This window comes from Nostoc sp. (assembly GCF_036917455.1).
Taxonomy (GTDB): Bacteria; Cyanobacteriota; Cyanobacteriia; order Cyanobacteriales; family Nostocaceae; genus Nostoc.
Genome location: NZ_JBALDK010000206.1, coordinates 1 through 21,598, shown reverse-complemented (window position 1 = coordinate 21,598; position 21,598 = coordinate 1). Strand labels below are relative to the sequence as shown.

At 39.9% G+C, this 21,598-nt stretch carries 14 protein-coding genes and 2 pseudogenes; 8 read left to right on the top strand and 8 right to left on the bottom strand.

The genetic code is table 11. The annotated features are described in order from the left end of the window. Positions 1-5: 5 nt before the first annotated feature. Positions 6-2,063, top strand: a complete 2,058-nt coding sequence (locus tag V7K42_RS22245) for a thioredoxin domain-containing protein (protein ID WP_334919473.1) — start codon at positions 6-8, stop codon at positions 2,061-2,063. Positions 2,064-2,382: 319 nt separating this feature from the next. Continuing rightward, positions 2,383-2,540, top strand: a pseudogene (locus tag V7K42_RS22240) (transposase); the annotation flags it as partial. Positions 2,541-2,543: 3 nt separating this feature from the next. Here V7K42_RS22240 and V7K42_RS22235 read toward each other — a convergent pair. Both V7K42_RS22235 and V7K42_RS22230 read right to left on the bottom strand, forming a co-directional pair. After that, a complete protein-coding gene (locus tag V7K42_RS22235) occupies positions 2,544-3,617 on the bottom strand; it encodes a glycosyltransferase family 4 protein (protein WP_334919472.1) in 1,074 nt (357 codons plus the stop codon). A 660-nt stretch (positions 3,618-4,277) separates the two neighbouring features. After that, positions 4,278-4,388, bottom strand: a pseudogene (locus tag V7K42_RS22230) (transposase family protein); the annotation flags it as partial. Between the two features lie 35 nt (positions 4,389-4,423). Between V7K42_RS22230 and V7K42_RS22225 the strand changes: the two are divergent. Then, positions 4,424-5,020 carry a molybdenum cofactor guanylyltransferase gene (locus V7K42_RS22225; protein WP_334919478.1) on the top strand — a complete coding sequence of 199 codons (597 nt, stop codon included), beginning with the start codon at positions 4,424-4,426 and terminating at the stop codon, positions 5,018-5,020. A 94-nt stretch (positions 5,021-5,114) separates the two neighbouring features. On the opposite strand, the gene V7K42_RS22220 is transcribed toward V7K42_RS22225, so the two are convergent. Further along, on the bottom strand, positions 5,115-6,614 hold the full coding sequence (locus V7K42_RS22220) for a family 10 glycosylhydrolase (protein WP_334919471.1): 1,500 nt from the start codon (positions 6,612-6,614) through the stop codon (positions 5,115-5,117). Between the two features lie 445 nt (positions 6,615-7,059). Here V7K42_RS22220 and V7K42_RS22215 point away from each other — a divergent pair, with 445 nt between their 5' ends. Beyond that, entirely contained in the window at positions 7,060-7,995 is a 936-nt protein-coding gene (locus V7K42_RS22215) for an ABC transporter substrate-binding protein (protein ID WP_334919470.1), read from the top strand. Between the two features lie 622 nt (positions 7,996-8,617). Here the strand turns inward: V7K42_RS22215 and V7K42_RS22210 are convergent. From V7K42_RS22210 to V7K42_RS22195, 4 genes are all read right to left on the bottom strand, one after another. After that, positions 8,618-9,586 carry an FTR1 family iron permease gene (locus V7K42_RS22210; protein ID WP_334919469.1) on the bottom strand — a complete coding sequence of 323 codons (969 nt, stop codon included), beginning with the start codon at positions 9,584-9,586 and terminating at the stop codon, positions 8,618-8,620. 120 nt (positions 9,587-9,706) lie between these two features. Beyond that, on the bottom strand, positions 9,707-10,141 hold the full coding sequence (locus V7K42_RS22205; RefSeq protein WP_094339640.1) for a ferritin-like domain-containing protein: 435 nt from the start codon (positions 10,139-10,141) through the stop codon (positions 9,707-9,709). A gap of 155 nt (positions 10,142-10,296) precedes the next feature. Next, a complete protein-coding gene (locus V7K42_RS22200; protein ID WP_334919468.1) occupies positions 10,297-11,328 on the bottom strand; it encodes a helix-hairpin-helix domain-containing protein in 1,032 nt (343 codons plus the stop codon). Between the two features lie 166 nt (positions 11,329-11,494). Then, the gene (locus tag V7K42_RS22195) at positions 11,495-12,520 is read right to left on the bottom strand and encodes a multicopper oxidase domain-containing protein (RefSeq protein ID WP_334919467.1); all 1,026 of its coding nucleotides are present in this window, start codon (positions 12,518-12,520) and stop codon (positions 11,495-11,497) included. Positions 12,521-13,169: 649 nt separating this feature from the next. Here V7K42_RS22195 and V7K42_RS22190 point away from each other — a divergent pair. The 4 genes from V7K42_RS22190 to psb27 all read left to right on the top strand — a co-directional run bounded on the left by V7K42_RS22190 (position 13,170) and on the right by psb27 (position 18,092). Further along, positions 13,170-15,107, top strand: coding sequence for an ArnT family glycosyltransferase (locus tag V7K42_RS22190; protein WP_334919466.1), 1,938 nt, complete (start codon positions 13,170-13,172; stop codon positions 15,105-15,107). Positions 15,108-15,155: 48 nt separating this feature from the next. Then, positions 15,156-16,298, top strand: a complete 1,143-nt coding sequence (gene cofH, locus V7K42_RS22185) for a 7,8-didemethyl-8-hydroxy-5-deazariboflavin synthase subunit CofH (RefSeq protein ID WP_334919465.1) — start codon at positions 15,156-15,158, stop codon at positions 16,296-16,298. Positions 16,299-16,492: 194 nt separating this feature from the next. Continuing rightward, positions 16,493-17,191, top strand: coding sequence for a phosphatase PAP2 family protein (locus V7K42_RS22180; protein WP_334919464.1), 699 nt, complete (start codon positions 16,493-16,495; stop codon positions 17,189-17,191). Between the two features lie 496 nt (positions 17,192-17,687). Beyond that, a complete protein-coding gene (gene psb27, locus V7K42_RS22175; RefSeq protein WP_181154303.1) occupies positions 17,688-18,092 on the top strand; it encodes a photosystem II protein Psb27 in 405 nt (134 codons plus the stop codon). 144 nt (positions 18,093-18,236) lie between these two features. Here the strand turns inward: psb27 and polA are convergent, their stop codons facing one another. Next, positions 18,237-21,173: a DNA polymerase I gene (gene polA, locus V7K42_RS22170; protein WP_334919463.1), complete on the bottom strand. Its 2,937-nt coding sequence runs from the start codon at positions 21,171-21,173 to the stop codon at positions 18,237-18,239. Between the last annotated feature and the right edge of the window lie 425 nt (positions 21,174-21,598).

Below are 21,598 nucleotides of genomic sequence, written 5' to 3'. Positions count from 1 at the left end.
TGATCGTGACTAATCGCCTTGCTGAAGCTAAGAGCCTCTATCTCCGCAAACACGCCGAAAACCCAATTGATTGGTGGACTTGGTGTGACGAAGCACTTGCAACTGCAAGGGCGCAAAATAAACCGATTTTTCTCTCCATTGGTTACTCTAGTTGCCATTGGTGTACTGTCATGGAAGGCGAAGCTTTTTCTGATATTGCGATCGCCCACTTCATGAATGCTAATTATCTTCCTATCAAAGTAGACAGGGAAGAAAGACCTGACCTCGATAGCATCTATATGCAAGCTTTGCAGATGATGAGCGGTCAAGGAGGTTGGCCTTTAAATATTTTTCTTTCCCCAGAAGATTTAGTGCCGTTTTACGCTGGTACTTATTTTCCTGTAGACCCGCGCTATGGTCGTCCGGGATTTTTGCAGGTGTTGCAAGCTCTTCGCCGTTATTATGACACCGAAAAAGCAGAATTACAGCAACGCAAAGCCCTAATTATTGAGTCTCTGCTCACCTCTGCGGTATTGCAGGACGGCACAACAGATGAGCTTGAAGACCGAGAATTACTCCGCCAAGGTTGGGAAACCAGCACAGGTGTAATTACTCGTAATCAATCTGGCAATAGTTTTCCGATGATTCCCTATACAGAATTAGCACTGCGGGGAACTCGATTTAATTTTGAATCTCGCTATGATGGCAAGCAAATTTGTACCCAGCGAGGACTAGACTTATCGCTGGGAGGCATTTATGACCATGTAGCTGGTGGTTTTCATCGCTATACTGTTGACCCGACTTGGACAGTACCGCATTTTGAAAAGATGCTCTACGACAATGGACAAATTGTGGAGTATCTCGGAAATTTATGGAGTGCAGGAGTCCAAGAACCAGCGTTTGAGAGAGCAGTTGCTGGTACTGTACAATGGCTAAAGCGGGAAATGACCGCACCGGAAGGTTACTTCTATGCTTCTCAAGATGCCGATAGCTTCATTGAACCTACGGCTGTAGAACCAGAAGAAGGAGCTTTTTATGTTTGGAGTTACAGCGAAGTACAACAACTGTTAACACCTGAAGAATTAACGGAATTGCAAGAAGAATTTACTGTTACTCCTAACGGTAACTTTGAAGGAAGCAATGTTTTCCAAAGAAGGAATTCAGGCAAACTGAGTACAACGCTAGAAACGGCACTGAGCAAGTTGTTTAACGCTCGTTATGGCGTTAGTTCTGAGTCCCTAGAAACTTTTCCCTCGGCTCGTAACAACCAGGAAGCAAAAACGACTAACTGGCCAGGTCGCATTCCCTCGGTGACAGATACAAAGATGATTGTCGCCTGGAATAGCTTGATGATTTCCGGGCTAGCCAGGGCTGCTGGTGTTTTCCAAGACCCATCATATTTTGAATTAGCAGCACGAGCGGCGAATTTTATCTTGGAAAATCAGTTTGTAAATGGGCGTTTTCAGCGACTCAATTATCAAGGCGAACCAACTGTTTTAGCCCAGTCTGAAGATTACGCTTTGTTTATTAAAGCTCTCCTGGATTTACAAGCTTCCAACCCTGAGCATCAGCAATGGTTAGAAAAAGCGATCGCTATCCAAGATGAATTCAACGAGTTTCTCTGGAGTGTGGAATTAGGTGGTTACAATAACACATCAAGCGATTTTAGTCAAGATTTAATCGTCAGAGAACGTAGTTATGCAGATAATGCTACACCATCAGCGAATGGAATTGCGATCGCTAACCTTGTCCGTCTCGCTCTACTCACCGATAATCTAGATTATTTGGATTTAGCGGAACTTGGTTTGAAAGCTTTTAAGAGTGTAATGCATCGCTCCCCTCAAGCTTGTCCCAGCTTATTTACAGCCTTGGATTGGTATCGTAATTCTACGTTGATTCGCAGCACCACTGAGCAAATAAACTCACTGATCCCCAAGTTTCTACCAGCATCTGTGTTTGCTATAACATCTGATTTACCAGCAGGAAGCATTGGCTTAGTTTGCCAAGGTTTGAAGTGTCTTGCACCAGCGGAAAATGTAGAGCATTTATTGCAGCAAGTGCAGAAAAGTCAGGTGAGGGCATGAAACAGTTTTATTTCTCCCAACTAGGATGTTACTGGCCCAGTATAATGATGAGCCTAAACAGACCAAGGATTAACAATTACAATCCCTGTCTCAGTAAAATCTTTTTCGTTATGGGGTTAAAAACTGCTAGCTAATTTCTACCCAGATTTAGATATACCTTACTAGCCCTGAACTACCTGTGTTGTGATCCCAGCACAGGTAGTTAGAGCCTCTGGGTTGGTTTACAAAGGCAACTCAATAGCAGCAATATTTTTACTACTATTTAAATCGGCATCACCACTCCAACAACAAGCTTGATTTACACGCTTAAAACGCTTGAGATTTTCCCGTTTGGCAGACGGTATATACCTGTTTTCGCAATTGGCGCAAAGATGGAAGGTGGTTGAAAATTCACTCTGGGTCTCCATCTGTGGATTCGGACTCTTGCAGGAGCGCCATTAAAGTCCATCCGAATCAATCATCGATAGTCAAAGAGTAAAGTTAATTAAATTGTGATAATGAATTATAAATATCGGCTAAATGAATCCAGAAATTTCTAATATCCAAAGGCTCGACATTTTTTCTAGCAGTACTGCCTAAAGAAAGTCGCAAAGTCTCATCTTCAATCAACAATTCCATCGCTGATGATAACTGTTGAATGTTTCCTGGGGTAACTAGCAGGCCATTTTTATTTGAAATCACTAGTTCAGGAATACCTCCAACAGGGGTTGCAATCACAGGCAAACTCCAACCCATTGCTTCCACAATTGCCAGAGGCAGACCCTCGTTGTAAGAAGGCAAAATAAACACATCTGATTGTGACAACAGTTCATCCCGTTTTTCAGAATTAATCCAACCCAAAAAAACTACCTGGTCTGTAACGTTCAGACTAGCAGCCAACTGCTGCGCTTTTTCGATTTCACCATCTCCTGCCACAATTAGCCGACTATATTTTCTTTGCTCGTCCGACAGGTTGGCAAATGCCTTAATTAAATCAAATGTCCCTTTGCGCTGACCGACTCGCCCACAACAGACCAAATTGATTTGAGTCCGATTTTTGCGGTCAGGAATCTGTGTAGGTAATTCGGAGGGGTTAGCCAAGATAATAACATGCTTGGGATTTAAACCTAGATTCGACGTATAGTAATCTTGCCAACTTTCTGAAAGAACAATAAACCCTTGGCAGCGCTGAAATATTTTACTTAAAACTTGCTGTGCTAGTTGAGGAAGTTTAGCATAAGTTAGATGAAATCCAGAGCCATTAGTATGCATCAAGACAGGTTTATTAAAAATAAAGGCAACAATGCAACAAATCGCTTTTCGCAGAAGGCTACCACCACCAGAAATGTGAATGTGTAAAACATCTATTTTTTGACTTGATAATTTCCATAAAAGTTGAGCTATAGCTTTCCCGAAAACAATTACTCTGTGGGTAAGTGAGCCTTCATCATGGGTGTTTATGTGCTGTATTTGAATATCAGGAAGACTATGCTTAATTATTAGGTTTTCAAGTGTTGCTATTCCTCCATTTTGTTCTAAATTAGGCCCTAGCATTAATACCTGTAGTTGGTTCATTGACGTTAACCTCTATGTTTTTTAGATAAAAACTCAGGTCCAAGAGGTTGTTTGAAAAGTTTTGGGCGAATATAATTCTCTACTACACAAAGCATAGTCCGCCTACGCGGACTATGGAAAAATGAAGGATTTTCACCCAGAACGGTCGGTAAAATCTTCTTTACCCGCGACTTTTAGTTGCCCAGACGAGTAACAATTTAGACTTTTCAAACATCCTCTAAACTCAAGGAATTGAAAATCCCACTTATTGAGAATCTCTAATTAATGATTGAACAGCTTGCTCAAAGAAGTCAATGAAGGAAGTAGGTGGGTATAAATAATTTTTCGTTGGCATAAGGCACAACAGAAAATAGTTTTATCCTAGTTTATCTTTCTTCCTTGAAAATATGCCTGAAACTTTTGGGCGTTGATTTGTACAAATACTGATGCAATAGTATCATGTGACGGAGTGCTATTTGCTAATTATAAAAATGTTTTTAATTAAGTTTGAGGATTTAACCCGCATTTCTCACAAGCTTGAGGGGCAGAAGGGAAAGAACTTGGTATTTGAACTCTCCCCTGCTCCCCTGCTCCTCTGCTCCCTTTCATCCCCTGCACAAGGAAGGTTTTGAGAGATGTAGTGAGAAATCAGGGTTCAGTCCCCAGGTTTACCCACTTCTATTTTGCACAACCGTATGTCTCTATTGCAATCCAATCATCTGCTATACAAATTACAGCACATACGGTAATGGCTATGATATTGATTAACTTGTGTCGTTTCGTGCTATCTATTGGTGGATCTTCTTATTTGTGCAAAGTGATTGACTATTGACTCGTGTAGCCGATTAAGCGCCATTGTTTTAGCGGGCGGTAAGAGTTCTCGTATGGGTCAGGATAAAGCCTTGATTTCCATTGAAGGAATACCGTTGTTACCGCGAGTTTGTGGGATTGCTCAAAGCTGTGCTGATGCTGTTTATGTAGTAACTCCTTGGCCCGAACGTTATCAAGACTTGCTTTCGCCTGATTGCCAATTTATCCGAGAAGTACCTTTATCTGGAGAATCTCTCGCCCACGGTCCCTTAGTTGGTTTTGCCCAAGGACTAGCGGAAGTACAAACAGAATGGGTACTGCTGCTAGCTTGCGATTTGCCGAGGTTGCGGGTTGAGGTGTTGCAAGATTGGGTAGCTAGACTTGATAACGTGGGGGATAATGCGATCGCAGCTTTAGCCGCTCATCCTAAAGGCTGGGAACCTCTGTGTGGTTTCTATCGCCGTCGCTGTTTGCCACAACTTTTAGAGTTTATCAATCAAGGGGAGCGATCGTTTCAACAATGGCTGCGGCAATATCCGGTAGAAGTTTTGCCCTTATCAGAACCAGAAATGCTATTTAACTGTAATACGCCAGAGGACTTGGCTTTGAGTTAATTGAAAAAGATACAGAATTCAGAATAAATTTAGTGGGGAATAAAGGATATGAGGAAAATTTTTCTTCTGAATTCTGACTCCTGAATTCTGTTATTTACCGAACGCGACAAAATTTGCGATCGTTATCATTCTCAGGATATTGCCAAGAATAGGCAAAATGGCTAACTCCCTTCAGTTGGGGCGCGAATTGGTGAAGTGCCTGCATTTGTACTTCTAGGGATGGACGATTACTGACCGATTCTCCCCACTTGCCCGCTAAAGCTGGAATCACTTTAGTACCTGGTTTTGTCATACTCAAAACCCGTTGCACTTGCGCCACAATACAACTGACATTACCGCAATTGCCATAAGACATCGGGTGCCACTCTAATGTAGTGGGGAATCGATCCCAAGGTTGCAGGCGAGAATCATACCCTTGTCCTACAGTTTGGTTGCCATCAGGGAAAAACACTACTCCCGTAGAAACACCTTGCTGCTTGGCTGGGTAACTGGCTATGTTGACAAAATCTAAAATTCCTTGCATGGCGTGGGCAACAGCTAGCTGCCACAACTCCCATTGCAACAGTGGTTGTCTGTCTATCGCAGATAGAATTGATTTTTGCGCTGTTGGGGGAATGCGTCCTTGCCAGAGGGGTTCCCCTTCTTGGGGATAAAGTCGATCGATTTCCGCGATATCTCCGGCGGTAACATATCCCTTGCTCAAATAACGCCGAATTAAGTCCAGCCCTTTATAATTCAGTGCCCGTTTAAATAAAGCTTCTTGGGTTGCAGGACTAAATAGCCATAAATCTGAAACTTTGGTGGCGATGGAATCACTTCCTGCTTGGCGGGGATAGCGCACGTAATCTAATAGCAAACCATCTGGACGACGGCGCAAAACTTCTTTTACTAATTGGTAATAATCGCTTTTTGCTTGGGAGTTGTAGGGGTCGATAAATACTTGAGAGCCGTTATCTACGACATATAGGCTGGTTTGACCTTTACCATTGCGAGCGATCGCACTTTCTCTATCTCGGCGCTGGGCATAAGTATAGCCGAAATTGTTAGTAAACATCCAGGCATAGACCTTCAAACCGCGTTGCCGACCTTTTTTAATTGCTGTAGCGAGTATATCGATGTTTTCTGTCCCTGGAGTGCGAATTATAGAAGGCCAAACCGTCGGGTTGGCTTTTGCTGGCAATAATACCTGCCCATCATAAAATACTTCCAAATTAACTTGGTTATAGCCACGGTTGACAATCCGATCCATAATCTGATCGATTATTCCTGGCTGAATATCACAGGGATACAAGCGCAACCAGACAGCTTGGATTTGTGGCCAAGTCCGAGTGCGGCACTCATGTAAATCTTGTGCCTGTTTTTTTAGTAAGTTTTGGTAGCGGGTTTGGGCATCTTGATTGCCTTTGAGCGCTGATAAACGTAAGTTTTCTTTTTCTTTCGCCGCAGATGATGATAACTGGCAATATTGGGTTGCTTGCGCCCTTGCTGGTTCGTTTCCAAAATTGGGGAGCAACGAACTAGTAGTGAAAACAACAGCGAATAGATGCCGCCAAAATAATGTCGATCTTGCAACGTTCAAAGGATGGTTAGACATACCTACCAGGAGATGGACACAATAATCATCGACCCCAATTCCGATAATTGTGGGCAACGTGTATCGAATTATATAGTTAAGCAGTAAGAGTTTTAAAACCTATTTTTCTAGACTGCCAAAGCCATGTTTGTGTTGCTGCATTCTTTATATAAAGACATAAACCCATGCATAGCAGTAAAAACATCTGAATCCAAAGCAAGTTTGGTTTACTATTGAGTAGATTTAGCCTCTACCTTAGTTAGTGAAAATCTGCCAAGGCAATATTTTTTTGAAACAAGAATAACCTAATTTTTAGCTCTTGTCATTAGCTATATCTTTTCATTCTCAGGCTTCTTGCTCCCGCTTGGTACTTTATAGCTATATTACTAAAAGCTAAATTTGCGATTTTTGAATGTGGTGCTGAGTATACTTCTTATGCAATTCTTACCCCAGAAGGAATTTTAATATGTATCGTCGTTGGCTCTTATCTGCTTTAGCACTTTTGATGAGTATAGTTTTAGCCGCTTGCACGACTGCAACCACTCAGCAACCACAAATAAAAGTCACAAACCCTACTGAGACAACAAACACAAATTCTCAACAACTACCAAAAGGATCGGTAAAAAGAGTTGTTGCTCTTTCTTCTCTTTCTGCTGACATTATCTCTCGACTTAATTCAACAAAAATTGTCGGCATCACTGGTAGTAAATTATTTAAGAATGACTCAAGATTCAAAGATATTCCCCGTGTTAGCGAAGGACAAAACCCACCAAATTTAGAAAAAGTGGTAGCACTAAAACCCGATTTAGTTATTGGTGCAGAAGGTTTTTCCAACATCCCAATTCAAAAACTTCAGCAGCTAGGAATTCCGACTTTGCTCACTAAGGTGAATAACTGGGAATCTCTAGAAGAACTTACAAAAACCCTTGCTAAATCTATTGACACCGATCCTCAGCCTTTGTTAAATCGTTACAAAACTTTCTTGCCAGAAAAGCCAACTCAGGGTTTCTCTACTCTAGCTTTGGTTAGTCGCCAACCAATTTTAGCACCGAATAAAAATAGTTGGGCAGGGGATTTGTTGGCGAAATTTCAGGCGAAAAATATCGCCGCAGATTTACAAGGAAAAAGTCCAATTGGTGGCTATGTAACGCTTTCGGCTGAGAAAGTTTTAGAAGCAAATCCAGAAGTGATAATTTTGGTTAATCCCCCGCAAGGAAATTCAGAAGCAGCACTTTTAGATTCGCTGAAAAAAGAATCTTTTTGGCAGCAACTACAAGCAATTAAAAATAACCGAGTCTATATATTTGATTATTTTGGTTTGGTGAATCCAGGTAGTATAGATGCAATTGAAAAAGCTTGTCAGCAGCTTAAGCAAGTGTTGTTTGCACCACAGGGTACTTAGCTTAATAATGCGAGGTTCTCCCATTAAATCAAAGATACATTTCGCAGAAGTGATGACAATAGTGATGGCTTGGTGCTATTGTTAATAAAAATTATTTAGTTATAAATACCTGTATTTAAAAATGTAGATAGCTAAACTTATCAAAAATTTATGGAGATGGGTTCGTTAGTTCTTTATAAAAATACTTGATAGACCTTCAGACAACTTAGTTGCTATTGTAATTAGTCTAATACCACTCATTTTTAACTGGGGTTGATCCCCCCTAACCCCACTTCAAAAGGGGGGAACCGAAATCAAATTCCCCCCTTATTAAGAGTAGCCACTGCGGTCTTCTCCGAAAGGGAGAGGCTAACGCAAGGGGTCTTTGCAAGTGAAGTAAGTGGCGTGGATTTAGGGGGATCTAGAACATTTTGATACCTATAATAAGACTTTTTAAACAGCTTCTTAAAATCAAAAAACTACCGCAAAGCATCTTTGTAGTTTTTTTTCCTAAAAAATCATTAATCAATTCATTTTTCATGCATTATTTGCAATTTTAATAAGTTAATGTTTGAGTTGTAATATATAACTCAAACACTAGGGGATTAATCCAGATTTTTTGTCCGGGTAATTAATTGTACTTTTAATCTTTTGCAGAACTAATCGGTTTTTGACCAAAGGGGATATTTTTTTTACCTTGAGGAGAAGCACCTCCAAGGCTGCGGAAATACAGTCCTCCAATTGTTAGTAAAAAGGTCATATATCCCACCGCTTGCACAAGATAGAGATTGTCTCTATAACCAAATAAAGATTTGAGAATAATGCCAGGGAACTGTTCGTCAGGCAAGATTGTGGAAGTATTTGCAACCATTGGCCCCAAAATACAGGAATGGACTTTAGTAAAGCGTTCGTAATAGAAACAAAGGCTTGCTGTGGCACGACTGCTAAGAGCAAGGTTAGCCACAGCGTCGTCAAAATGTTTCAAGCCTGAAACTACCAACCCAGCGACAATCAACACTAATAAAACGCCCATTACCTGGAAAAACTGGCGGATGTTAATTTTGACACCCCATTTAAATAGCAGCACCCCAATGGCAGTTGCTCCTACTAAACCACCAATAGCACCCAATGCTGGCATTAATCCCTGTTGGAAATTAGCAGCAACGAACAGAACAGTTTCAAAGCCTTCGCGCACAATAGCAACTAAAATTAAAGTAAAAATACCCCAACCAGCATTTGAGTTTTGTGTCAGCGCTTCTGTTACTGCCCCTTCAACTGTAGCTTTCATGAATCTGGCTTGTTTAGTCATCCAGATTAGCATCCAACTGAGCATTGCGATCGCTAACACGCTAAACACACCTTCTAAGGCTGGCTCAACTACCGAGGTGTATTGAGGATTCGCTGCTCCCAGTATTTGAATTAGCCAACTGAATAGCACACCTATTAAGGCGCTAACGACAATGCCAACGCCGATACCAGCATATACCCAAGAGTTAAGTCGAGATTGTTTAGCTTTTTTCAGCAAAGCTAGCACAATACCAACAACAAGGGCAGCTTCCACTCCTTCTCGGAGTGTGATTACAAAAGTAGGTAGAGCAGAAGTAAAATTCATCTTTTGTCCTTTGTCTTTTGTCTTTTGTCATTAGTCAGTTGTCCTTTGTCATTAGTCAGTTGTCTTTCGTCTTTTAAATTTGTTTTTAACTAATGACCAATGACTAATGACCAATGACTATTAACCAAAATCGCGTAGCATCTTTTTCAGTTCAAGATTATGCATCTCTTCTTGACCAATCATGCCGCGAGCGAATTCTTCAAGATAAATACTAGCATTGGTGACAGTTTCGAGCAGATTTTTATACAGATCCAATGCCTTTTTTTCGTGGGATAAGCTTTCTTCCAAGATATCCTTGACTTTATGCTGGTAAGTTTCTTCCATTGGGGCAATTTTCAATGAGGGATGCCCATCTAAACCGGTAAGAATTTCTCCTACTTGTTCGGCATGAAGTAAAGATTCGCTTGCCTGTGCTTTGAAAAAAGCCACAATTGGAATCCGGTTAGGACCAGTCACCATCAAAGAATAATGGGTATAGCGCACTACCCCTGCTAGTTCAAATTCCATGATGGCGTTCAGCAGGTCAATGGTCTTTTTCTGGTCTAGTTCTTGCATCAGTTGTTAGTTTAAGTAACGAATGGAGCGCAATTAGTTAGGAGTTCGTAATTCATAATGGGCTACGCTAACGTAATTTTTAATTCGTAACTCCTAACGATTTCATCATTTTAAACTCATTACCATCTGCTTTCCATTAAAAGAAAGTGTTATCGCTATGCTTTGGTATTAGATTTATCAACCACTTTTTGAGAGTTTTCCTCAATGGTTTTCACCAGCTTGGTAACATCATTAGGTATTTTGACTGCTTTGGCTGGTGGGATGGCGGAGGGCCAAACTTTTATGAGTTCAGCGAAACTAGCATCGATTGCTTTATGCGCTTCGGGATCTGCTTGAGCTACTTGACTAGAAATCCCTTTGTATAAATCATTGGCGTAAACGACAAAACCACGGGAGTCTTGATACTCAATTGGGGCGGTTATTTTACCATTTGCGATCGCAGCGCCATATTCCGAGTTAGCTGAATCTAGTAGTTCGTTAATTACCTGTAGTACAAATCCTGGTTTTGAGCGTTGAGCTTCTGGTAAAGCTGCGATCGCAGAATCAACTGATTGCATTGAAGAAGCAAAATTAGTTTTAACTTTGCTATCCTTGGGACTAGATTTCACTAAATCTTGCAAACTCACCAATGTTGTCTTAAATTCTTTGACTTTGCGCTCATTAAGTTGATCTTCTACATCCACATAAATTTCCTCAACTGGATGTCCAATATGAGGCTCTGCCTGTTTCGGCTGATTTTGATCTAGCAGTTCTTTTGCTACTAAAAGATGCCCTTTCATTAAGCTCAACTTACTCATGTAGTCAACATCTTTTGCTTCACCTGTGAGTACTACTTCTTGAACGCCAACCTGGTCTTTAATTTGGTCGAATTGCTCTTGAGTAATTACTTTTTTAGTAACTAAATCTTCTGGATTGCCATAAGGACGATTTGCCTGGATTTTATTAGATAAAGCTGGAACACCTAGTTTGGCTTCAAACTTATCTAATTCTGACAAGATAGCCGTGTTAATATTAATTTTTTCTTTGCTAGCGTGACCGGTATGACCGTTACTACTTACTGCTTCTGTGGTTGGAGTACTAGCAACTGGTGCTGATGGATTTTCTGCTGTTGGTGTACTGCTACAGGAACTCAAGGTAATTATTGCCGCAGTCGCAAAAGTCAAACAGATATAATGAAGTCTTTTCATCTTTGCTCTTCACACAACTAAAAAAGTATTAATTGAAACATTTCAAACTAGCACTAAAAGCTAGTTTGTTTGACATCTTGTCATAGACTTTACTTTGACATATAATGACAACTCTTATCAACTAATTGCTCTAAAATTTTAAGAAATAAATTATAAGTTATTTAAATTAAGATTTTTCAACAGGTTTTTGGAGGTTGCTGTCAGCAATTACTTCAAATTGGCCCATGCACCCGTTTTCTGCGATCGCATCTTGATGGGGATGGAACATATACTTACCTGGGTAGCGAAAAGCGAATTCTAAGATGTGCCTTTCTGCTACACCCATCGTAATCACATCACTTTTCTCGCTAGGAGTCATACTCATACCATAACGATAGACATCAAAGAAGTTGGCGTGGAGATGAAAGGTCACTGCCGGATCGTATTCAATGATGTTGAGAACATATAGCCGAATCAACTGATCTTTGTAAATGGGAATGGGATGATGCATGTAATGATGGGGTACACCGTTGAAAGAATAAAAATCGTTATGACTATCATCATTCACGTCATATCCACTCATCACTAGTACAATCTCATCAGCTGGGGGACGGGGAGTCGGTGGATCGATGATAAACATCCCATACAGTCCCTTAGCAATGTGACGGGTGACTGGTTCAATATGACAGTGGTATAGGTGTACGCCATAAGGTTCAGCATCAAATTCATAAATAGTGGCACTACCATTCCTAATTGGGCGAACACCATCCATTTCTGCTGGATGAACGCCATGAAAATGCAAAGAATGAGAATGTCCCGCATTATTCAGAAATAGTACCCGAATGCGATCGCCCTGTTTTGCCCGTAGCGTTGGCCCTGGTATGCGACCGTTTAAATCCCAGATATTGTAAGAGACAGCACTATTAAGCTTGATTATGGAAGTACCCGCAGTTAACTGAAATTCCCGGATAGTCCGCCCATTTTCCTGCTTTACCGTCCCATAATCAAAATCCCTTAAAATCTTCATCGGGTTAGTAGCATCGTCTGGTGCTGACATATCGAGTGGTGGCACTTTGACGATCGACTTACTTTGTAGATTTAGCATCTGCCAAAGTCCGGCAGCACCAGTAATTCCAGCACCGGCTAGGCCCAGTTTCAATAATAGACGGCGGCTCCAAGGCTTTCCGTTACCTAGAGCAAAGTTGTGGGGCATGACATTTAGTTACGGTTAGCAGCAAAAATGAATTGCAAATTTTTTGTAATTGTTTTTAAATATTAGAGCAATTAATAATTATTGTCAATAATTTTTTAGTACTTAAAAACTACTAAGTAAATTGTTAAGTTTAGTTCAAGCGAGAGTCAGTTGCAGAAAACTCTAGGGAAATTTATAAATTTTAAGTGTATTTATTGTCTGGTGTATGTATAGATAGTATTCAGAATCAAGCTAGCTTTTTCTTGCTCATTCCTAATATGCTTATTGCTTCAGCAATACTTTAAGTACAAACAATGAGTATAATAGCACCTTGAATATTGACACCAGCAAATAACTGTTAGTAATCTGTGCCGTATTCAATTAGCTTAAAGATATAGCAATCCTAAATTATTTATGAGAAAACACCATATTCATGCAGCTTAGTAACACACCATTATCAAGGGTTTGGTGCCGTACTCTCCGTGCTAACACAACGCTAGTGACGCTAGGCACAGTCACTACCGCCCAAGTCGGGAAACCCGCTCACACGACTGGCTCCCTTACGGATCTTTTCAGAAATAAAACCGGATTGCTATAGCTGTCAAGCATTGATTAAATTCGACCAGTAAATCATTCTAGTTATTAAATATTCAAAACAACAGTTGGTATTATGTCTATATTTTTGCCTCTAATTTCTTTTATTTCTATTTTTTGGCTAATTAATAAAAGTCGTAACCATTGGCGTGAATCTCTCATATTGACATCTACTTACTGGGGAATTATCATTGTTACAATCACCGAATTTTTGAATATTTTTAAATTAATTAACTTTGGCAGTGTGTTAATAACTTGGGCACTGATATGTATCATATTAATTTATATATGCTTTCGGTTAAATTACCAAACCCCTAAGATTTTAGAGCAGAATAAATATTCCAAATTAAATATTCAAATTCCATCCCTGATAAATTTATTATTTGGCATAGGTTTCGTTGTCGCAACAGTTGGATTAATTGCTATCATCGCACCACCAAATAACTGGGATTCTATGGACTATCACATGAGTCGTGTTGCTCATTGGTTACAAAATCATAGCATTGCTCATTATCCAACAAATTATACTCCACAGCTATATCAAAACCCTTGGTCAGAGTTCGTTATTTTACATTTTCAAATTTTGAGTGGTGGTGACTACTTCGCTGACTTAGTTCAATGGTTCAGTATGATTGGCTGTATTATTGCAGTCTCATTAATTGCTAAAAAACTTGGAGCAGATGTACGAGGTCAGGTTTTCTCGGCTGTTGTGACTGCAACAATTCCTATGGGAATCTTGCAAGCTTCAAGTACTCAAAATGATTATGTACTTTCATTTTGGGTAGTTTGTCTTGCTTACTACTTGCTATCAGCTATCCAAGCAGAAACAAGTGATATTTTAATGAACTCATTCAAAATTGGTAGCAGTACAGGACTAGCTATTTTGAGCAAGGGAACTGCTTATTTTTATATTTTCCCCTTTTTGATTTGGTTTGGTTTATTCCAGATCAAACGTTTACGTTGGAAAGTATGGAAACCAGCTTTGATAGTAGGAAGTATATCTTTATTACTTAATATTGGTCACTATTTACGCAATTATAATTTATTTGCTTCGCCACTTGGGGAACCAGGTAATTATAGCAATGAAATATATGGTATTAATATACTTTTTTCTAATGTTCTCAGAAATATTGCTTTACATATAGGTACACCAATTGGTTTATGGAATGGAATAGCAAATAGATTAATTCAACTTATCCATATATTTATTGGTGTCGATGTAAACGATCCTCGAATAACTTTCTCAAAAACATTTTTTGTCCCAGGAGGCTGGTCAACAATCGGAATATCGGGTAACGAAAATAGTGCGGGTAATTTAGTACATCTAGTATTGATAATAATATGTATGACAATTTTTATAACTCGAAAACAGATTCGGAAACAAAGGTATATTTTTGATTATTTGATTGCAGCCCTATCTACATTTATTATATTTTGCTATTTTGTAAAATGGCAAGCTTGGAATAGTCGTCTGCATTTGCCTTTTTTTGTACTCCTATCCCCATTCTTAGGAATTATTCTATCTAAACTGGAAAAGCAAAAAATAGCAATTATCATAGTAATATTTTTGCTGATATCATCATTACCTTGGGTATTTTGTAACAGGTTTAGACCTATTATTGATAGCAACAATATATTCCAAGTAAGTAGAATTGATCAGTATTTCACTAATAGACCATACTTGAAAACTACTTATGTAGGAGCAGTTGAGTTTTTAAATTCAAAGAAATGCTCGAATATTGGGTTATCAATGGGAAATGACCCTTGGGAATATCCTTTCTGGGTACTTTTGCGACAAAATAATCAAGAAATTGTTAAAATTCAACATATTAATGTCACTAATATTTCGGCAGTCTTAGAAAAAGAGGATTCTTATAAAGATTTTGAACCGTGTGGAATTATTTCGATGGAAACAAAAAAAAGTAAGCACAGTAAATATCAACAAATTAATTTTAAAGGTAAAACTTATCTTCGAGCATGGGATTCTCCAGACCTTGGTATATTTATTAAGTAGAATTTTATTTTTTACAAGATTGTAAAATTAAGATTTACTGAGAAAATAATGCTAACGAAAATTTCTGTTGAAAAAATTCTTGAGCGGGCCTTGATGGGGTACGACTTATCTCCCGAAGAGGGAGTGGTTTTGTTACAACAAACTGAGCCAGAGGCGATCGCAGCAATCCGTGCTACATCTGACACACTCCGTCACACCCAAGCAGGCGATACGGTTACATATATAATTAACAGAAATATCAACTTTACTAATATTTGTGAGCAGCATTGTAGTTTTTGTGCTTTCCGTCGAGATGATGGTGATGTCGGTGCATACTGGTTAGATTCAGCGCAAATTTTAGAAAAAGCGACAGATGCAGTGCAACGGGGAGCGACGGAAATCTGTATGCAGGGGGGATTAAATCCACAAGCGCAGATACATGGTAAATCTTTGCCCTATTATCTCAACGTAGTGGAAACCATCAAACAGGAATTTCCGCAGATTCATCTCCATGCTTTTTCTCCCCAAGAGGTGGAATTTATCGCCAGACTTGATGAACTTGAGTATGCTGATGTGATTATTGCTTTGCGCGATGCTGGTGTTGGCTCAATGCCGGGAACAGCAGCTGAAGTGTTAGACGATGAAGTAAGGCGGATATTGTGTCCAGAGAAGATTAATACAGCCACTTGGCTAGAAATTGTCAGCACTGCTCATAAATTAGGCTTACATACCACTAGCACCATGTTATCTGGGCATATTGAAACCCACGAACAGCAAATCGGACATTTAGAAAAATTGCGATCGCTCCAAAAAACTGCCATCGATCGGGGATATCCTGCAAAGATCACAGAGTTTATTTTATTACCTTTCGTTGGGCAAGAAGCCCCCAAACCCTTACGTCGCCGTGTCGGACGCGATCAACCCGTTTTAAATGATGCACTGCTGCTAGGCGCTGTGGCACGGATTTACTTGGGTAATTGGATTCCTAACCATCAGCAGAGTTGGGTAAAACTGGGGCTTGCAGGTGCAACCGAAGCCTTACTTTGGGGTTGCAACGATATCGGTGGCACTTTGATGGAAGAGCATATTACCACAATGGCAGGTGCTTTGGGTGGTACATGTATGGAAGTGGAAACTTTAGAAACTGCGATCGCTTCTTTAGGACGACCTTACCAACAACGGAATACTCTTTATCAAAAAATTAGGAGTTAGGAGTAGCCCTTTCAGGATAAAAAATTCCTCTTCCATATCTTTACTCTGTGTTCTCTGCGCGGCAGTCGCTCATGGGGAAAACCCCCAAGACCGCGCTGCCTTGCCTCTGTGGTTCAATAAATTACTTTTTAATTGCAGAGGCACAGAGAAAAATCGGAGCGGTGGCTTCTGGTAATAGGTACTGAGATTAAAGTATGCTCCGAAAAATTTCTAATTTCTGGTTGCTTCATATACATCCTCGTTTGGCTCCCTTAATTGCCACAATTGGTATTGTTGGACTTGCTAGTTGTCTGCTGATACTTTTTGTTTTAGCAGAAATAGCTGAAGAGGTTTTAGAGCGAGATGCTTTTAGATTTGATACGACTTTTCTGTTATGGCTACATCAGTTTGCCAATCCGAGTTTAGATAATGTCATGCTGTTTATTACAAATCTTGGTAATCCTACTACAGTCGTTATAGTTGCAGGCGTAACTGTCTTGTTACTTTGGTGGAGACGTTACCAAGAAGAAGCAAAAGTTTTTATACTTGCTTGCTTAGGAGGGTTGATTTTAAATACAGGGTTAAAGTTGTTTTTTTCTAAACCTCGCCCTGAACTATGGCATCGCTTGATTTCTGAAAAATCTTTTAGTTTTCCTAGCGGCCATGCACTAGGTTCTATGGTGCTTTATGGTTTTATTGCTCACGAATTAGCAACTCACTATCCTCATTTTGCCAAATTTATTTACAGTTTGACAGTTATATTAATTGCTGCTATCGGTATTAGCCGCTTATATTTAGGAGTCCACTGGCCCACAGACATAATTGCAGGTTATGGAGTCGGCTTTTTGTGGCTGATGATATGTATTACGATGCTGAAATTACAAAGATTGAGGCATGGAAACTTAGTTGATTAAATCGTCTCGATCTCTAATTTCATAACTCTAACTCATAAGATCCTATTATCAATAGACCAAAAAATTTTGCTCTCACTCTAGGCAGTAAATCCAGAACAAAAGCATTACACTTTCGGAGGATTTAGTTCAATCGTCCATTGAAATCTTTGCTAATCCATCCACTACCACAAGGATTTTGTCAAGAAGATCAGCGAGAAATCTGCACCTAGTTGCTAATTGAAAAACTATCACCTCAAGAAGTAAAATTATGTGTGTTGGCTTACTCATCCGGGGAACCAAGCTGTACAGAAACCTTGTTTCTCCCAGAGAAGGCATTACGATGATAATTGTCCAATCAGATTTTATCATCACCTGATTTTTTGCCCAATAAGCTTGTAAAATAGCACCTTTCAGGGAACGAAATAGCCATTACCCACTCCCCTATTTGCAACTCCATTGATCCCCAAGTTACCAATCCAAGATAGGATAGACGTTGATTTACGTATTCTTTTAATTAATGCATATGAAGCGCTATTGGTCGCGTTTGCTTGCGCTGGTTTTGGTTGTAGCTATTGGCTTAATGGGCTGTTCTGGCAGTCCAGATAGTTTGACTGGGGATTATCGCCAAGACACCTTAGCTGTGGTCAATGTTATGAGACAAGCTCTGAATCTATCACAAGATTCATCAGACAAAACAGCAGTTCAAGCAGAAGCACGTCAGAAAATTAATGACTTTTCGGCTCGCTATCAGCGAGTTAACTCTGTTTCTGGACTTAGCTCCTTTACAACTATGCGGACAGCCCTTAATTCCCTGGCTGGACACTACAGTTCTTACCCAAATCGTCCCGTACCCGAAAAACTCAAAAATCGTTTAGAGAAGGAATTACAGCAGATTGAAGCAGCGCTGAAGCGTGGCGGTTAAGTCTTGCCTAGGCGAATGGAATTCGTGGCTATACAAATAAAACCCACCTCCGTGGGTTTCACATTTCTGGAGTCCGTGTGGTGCGAGAAGCGCAGCGCAGTGTGATATGCAGACTTTGTTAGTGTAGCCGCGATTTCCGATCGCTTACTTTGTATCCATCCAATTTTCACCAACACGCGCTTCTACCAGCAATGGCACACTCAACTCGACTGCATTTTCCATCACCGACTTAATTTGCAGTTGTAATTCTTCCCACTCATCAGGGGGAATTTCAAACACTAATTCATCGTGTACTTGCAACAATAAACGGGCCTGATAGTTCTTCAAAACCTCATGCAGTCTTACCATTGCAATTTTGATAATATCAGCGTTGGAACCTTGAATTGGTGCGTTAGCAGCCGAGCGTAGTAAACCCGCATCATAAGGGCCCAAATTCTTCAATTTACTCAGATCGATATCTTCTGGGTTACTGCCTTTTAATTTGCGTAAACTGTTATTAGTAAAATCAAAATAACGACGACGACCGAGAATAGTTTCTACATGACCAAGAGCGATCGCTTCTTTTTTTACTTGCTCCAAATATCTAAAAACTTTAGGATACCGTTCATTAAACCGCTTAATGAACTCGTTGGCAATGCTCTTATCTATCCCAGTTGAGCGCGAAAATCTGAGAGAACCCATTCCATAAATCACGCCAAAATTGATAGTTTTTGCTATCCCTCGTTCTTCTGAGGTGATATTTTCTTTTTCAAATACTAACCGCGCGGTAACAGTGTGAACATCTTCATTTTGCTGATATGCTTGCACTAATATTGGCTCTTGACTCAAATGAGCTAAAATCCGTAGTTCAATTTGTGAGTAATCAGCAGCCACCATTAACCACCCAGATTCTGGCAAAAATGCCTTCCGAATTTGGCGACTAAAAGCTGTGCGAATGGGGATATTTTGCAAATTCGGATTAGAAGAAGATAACCTACCAGTTGATGTTGCTGCTTGATTAAAATCAGTATGCACTCGCTGGGTATCTGGACGCACCAATGCAGGTAAGGCATCAACATAAGTAGATTTTAATTTAGATAAGGTGCGATATTCAATAATCGCCTCAACAAAACCACTGTTATCATCTTCTTGGAGTCTTTCTAGTGTTGCTGCGTCTGTAGAAAAACCTGTTTGAATTTTTCGAGAATGTCTGGTACTTAACCCCAACTTTTCAAACAAGATTTGACTCAATTGTTTAGGAGAACCTAAGTTAAAATTTTCCCCAGCTATTTCAGTCGCTTTCTCTTTTAACCTAGCTAACTCAGTTTCTAAATGCTGCGAAAGTTCTTTTAAATAAGCTGAATTAATGCGGACACCTGTGTATTCCATTTGAGCTAAAACTGCTTCTAGCGGCTGTTCCACTTGCACCAATAGCTTAGACAAAGTTGGAATTTGATCCAGTTCCTCACGCAATTTCGCTACTAACCCAAAAGTAGAATAAGCATCCATACCGCAGTAATCTGCAACGGCTGGAATATCTATATCAGCAATGGTTTTACCTTTAGGAACTAAATCTAAGTAACTTTTTGCTATCAATCCCAAATATCGCTGCCCTAAATCCATCAAATTATGACTTGAGTCTGGATTTAGAATGTAACTTGCCAGCATGGGATCAAACACTACTCCCGCTAAATTAATCCCTTGACACTTTAAAACTAAGCGGTCAAATTTGGCATTCTGTAAAGCTTTGGGATAATCAGCACTTTCGAGAATTGGGCGTAATGCTTCTAGCACCAAATCTTTATGCAAATTTTCCCCAGTTTTATGCCCCACAGGAATATAGGCTACCTCATCTGGTTGCGTTCCCCAACAGCAACCAATTCCTACTAACTCAGCATCTCTTGGTTCTAAAGAGGTAGTTTCAGTATCCCAAGCAACTGGAATCTCTGGGTTAGTGAATGTTTGCAAAAGGTCTACTAACTCAGTTAGTTTGGCTTCGTTGTTGATGATCCGTGGTGTAATGGGAGAGGTAGATTGTTGTATAACTGCTGCTGTATCACTAGCACTGAAAAACCACAAATCATTATCTTCATAATCCTTCAATTCTGAATTAGGATTAATTACGTCTTTTTTAGCTTCTTGTTTTTCTTCAACTTGACCACCAAAACGTTGCTGTAGGTCGTTGATTTTAGCTAAAAAAGACTTGAATTCTAATTTTTCTAAAATTGGTGATAAGACGCTTATATCAAATCCTTTTAATTTGCAATCTTCTAAATTAATTTCTATAGGAACATCTAAAATAATGGTGGCCAAATAGCGAGACTTATCAGCATCTTCTTTACCATTTACTAGTTTTTTCTGAGTTGCGCCCTTAATTTCATCTAATGCTGCATAAATATTGTCAAGGGAACCATAGGTATTTAGCAGTTGCACTGCTGTCTTTTCCCCAATTCCCTTAACTCCAGGAATATTATCTGATTTATCACCACAAAGAGCTTTAAAATCGATAATTTGTGAAGGTAAAACACCCATCTTCTCTTTGACTTGTTCTGCTTCAAATTCCGTAATGCTATTTGTAGAGCGTTTTATAGCATCTGGACTAAAATTCAGAACAGTGATTTCTTTGTCAGAGTCGATCAGTTGAAATAAATCGCGATCGCCTGTGAGAATCTTCACCCTATACCCAGCAGCAGTTACTCGCTGTGCTAAGGTTCCCAAAACATCATCTGCCTCGAAACCAGGGGCAGTGAAAATTGGTAGATTAAAGCCATTCAGCAACTCATGCAGGTTTTCTAAGTCGGGAATGAAGTCTTCCGGCGTTTCTTTGCGATCGGCTTTATAAGTCTCGTCAGCTTCGTGGCGAAAAGTGGCCTCACCCAAATCAAAAGCGATCGCCATTGCTTGGGGCTGTTGTGTTGCCATTACCTCAAGCAGGCACTTCACAAAACCAAAACATATACTCGTCGGAATCCCTGCTTTAGTATGCAGTCCTCCATCTCGCCCTTTGGCGAAAGCAAAGTATGAACGATAAGCCAGGGAGTGTCCATCTACGAGGATGAACGTAGGGCGTGTTGCAGTTACAGATGTGAAAGTTTCAGACATAGCCCTATTTTAGCCAGAAGCTTTGTCACATAGTTAGCAATTTTAGATGCTAGTTCAACTTGGCTTTGGCAACAATAGCGCAGTTTTTGCGTGCCAATTGCTCCTGCATATAATTTTAGACGAAGTGATGTCTACGCATTTGCAGCTTTAGTACGGAAGCCCAGTAGAACCAAACTTTCGGCAGCAATAGCGCCCTAATTAAGTACGTCAGTATCAACATAGTAACCATGTAGTAACTAGATCGCCGATTTCTCATCAAAACTTGGGGATCTATCTCCTGAGCGTTTTATGTTTAATTACATTGACCTAGCTTACTTCTCAAGAACTAATAAACACTAACTTAATCTTTCGACATAATACTACCACTATCAAAACCTCTTCGCCTTAACAAGACTTTATATATACCAATCAAAAAGAATATTTTC

Excerpts from the sequence above, each read along its gene's own strand:
- V7K42_RS22235 (WP_334919472.1), bottom strand. The coding sequence starts at position 3,617 with ATGAACCAACTACAGGTATTAATGCTAGGGCCTAATTTAGAACAAAAT.
- V7K42_RS22220 (WP_334919471.1), bottom strand. The coding sequence starts at position 6,614 with ATGTCTAACCATCCTTTGAACGTTGCAAGATCGACATTATTTTGGCGG.
- V7K42_RS22215 (WP_334919470.1), top strand. The coding sequence starts at position 7,060 with ATGTATCGTCGTTGGCTCTTATCTGCTTTAGCACTTTTGATGAGTATA.
- V7K42_RS22210 (WP_334919469.1), bottom strand. The coding sequence starts at position 9,586 with ATGAATTTTACTTCTGCTCTACCTACTTTTGTAATCACACTCCGAGAA.
- V7K42_RS22205 (WP_094339640.1), bottom strand. The coding sequence starts at position 10,141 with ATGCAAGAACTAGACCAGAAAAAGACCATTGACCTGCTGAACGCCATC.
- V7K42_RS22200 (WP_334919468.1), bottom strand. The coding sequence starts at position 11,328 with ATGAAAAGACTTCATTATATCTGTTTGACTTTTGCGACTGCGGCAATA.
- V7K42_RS22195 (WP_334919467.1), bottom strand. The coding sequence starts at position 12,520 with ATGCCCCACAACTTTGCTCTAGGTAACGGAAAGCCTTGGAGCCGCCGT.
- V7K42_RS22190 (WP_334919466.1), top strand. The coding sequence starts at position 13,170 with ATGTCTATATTTTTGCCTCTAATTTCTTTTATTTCTATTTTTTGGCTA.
- cofH (WP_334919465.1), top strand. The coding sequence starts at position 15,156 with ATGCTAACGAAAATTTCTGTTGAAAAAATTCTTGAGCGGGCCTTGATG.
- V7K42_RS22180 (WP_334919464.1), top strand. The coding sequence starts at position 16,493 with ATGCTCCGAAAAATTTCTAATTTCTGGTTGCTTCATATACATCCTCGT.
- psb27 (WP_181154303.1), top strand. The coding sequence starts at position 17,688 with ATGCATATGAAGCGCTATTGGTCGCGTTTGCTTGCGCTGGTTTTGGTT.
- polA (WP_334919463.1), bottom strand. The coding sequence starts at position 21,173 with ATGTCTGAAACTTTCACATCTGTAACTGCAACACGCCCTACGTTCATC.